The sequence below is a fragment of the Pseudundibacterium arcticum genome (assembly GCF_042646465.1).
Classification (GTDB): Bacteria; Pseudomonadota; Gammaproteobacteria; order Burkholderiales; family Burkholderiaceae_D; genus Undibacterium_A; species Undibacterium_A arcticum.
Genome location: NZ_JBHRTP010000030.1, coordinates 1 through 1,437, shown reverse-complemented (window position 1 = coordinate 1,437; position 1,437 = coordinate 1). Strand labels below are relative to the sequence as shown.

General features: G+C 61.9%; 1 protein-coding gene. It reads left to right on the top strand.

From position 1 onward, the window contains the following. Positions 1 to 1,437 (top strand): VCBS domain-containing protein (locus ACFOFO_RS10365; RefSeq protein WP_390331498.1); only part of this gene is annotated, 1,437 nt, incomplete at both ends.

Below are 1,437 nucleotides of genomic sequence, written 5' to 3'. Positions count from 1 at the left end.
GACAGCTTCACGGTGCAGGTCTCCGACGGCCATGGCGGCCTGGTCACGCAGAGCGTGACGATTGACATCACCGGCACCAACGATGCGGCCGTGATCAGCGGCACGAGCAGCGGTTCGGTGGTCGAAGCCGGTGGCGTGGCCAACGGCACGCCGGGTATGCCGACGGCGACCGGCACGCTGACCGACACCGATGTCGATAACACGCCGAATACCTTCCAGGCGGGATCAGCGGGTACGGCCAGCACCGACGGCTACGGCACCTACGCTGTTACCAGCGGTGGGGTGTGGACCTACACGCTCAATAACAACAACAGTTCGGTGCAGGCGCTCAACAGCGGCGGCACGCTCACCGACCATATCACGGTGAAGACGGCGGACGGCACCACCCAGGTGGTGACGGTCACCATCAACGGCGCCAACGATGCGGCCGTGATCAGCGGCACGAGCAGCGGTTCGGTGGTCGAAGCTGGTGGCGTGGCCAACGGCACGCCGGGTACGCCGACGGCGACCGGCACGCTGACCGACACCGATGTCGATAACACGTCGAATACCTTCCAAGCGGTATCAGCGGGTACGGCCAGCACCGACGGCTACGGCACCTACGCGATGACCGCAGGCGGCACCTGGACCTACACCCTCGACAACAGCAATGGTACGGTGCAGGCGCTCAACAGCGGCGGCACGCTCACCGACCATATCACCGTGAAGACGGCAGACGGCACCACCCAGGTGGTGACGGTCACCATCAACGGCAGCAATGATGCGCCGGTGATTACCTCTGGAGCCTCAGCGAGTACGCCGGAGAATGTATCGACCTCAACGGCGGTGTACACGGTCACGGCTACCGACGTGGATATTCCTACTACGTTGACTTATTCGCTGACAGGCATTGATGCCGCCCTGTTCAATATCAACAGTTCGACGGGTGCCGTGAAATTCAACACGTCTCCGAATTTCGAGGCACCAGCGGATAATGGCGGCAACAACGTTTACGACATTATTGTCCATGCCACCGATGGCATCGCCGATACCACCAAGGCGGTGGCGATTACCGTGACGAATGTCATCGAAACGCCGACCACCACGGTCAGCAATATCCACATCTCGGCGGATTCCGGCACTAGCAGCACGGATTTCATCACCAATGTTGCTGCGCAGAGCATCACCGCAACGCTGAGCGCGCCTTTGGCGGCGGGCGAATCCGTGCTTGGCTCGGTAGATGGCGGCGCAAGCTGGGTTACGGTCGGTACAGTCTCCGGCACTTCGATCACCTGGAGTGCGACGCTCTCCGGCAGCAGTTCCATCGAGTTCAAGGTTGCCAATACTGACGGCCAGAGCGGTCCGACTGCCAGCCAGTCGTATGTGCTGGACACGACGGCGTCGTCTGCGGCGACGATCAGCTCAGTGACGGACGATGTTTCGCCGGTGACTGGCACG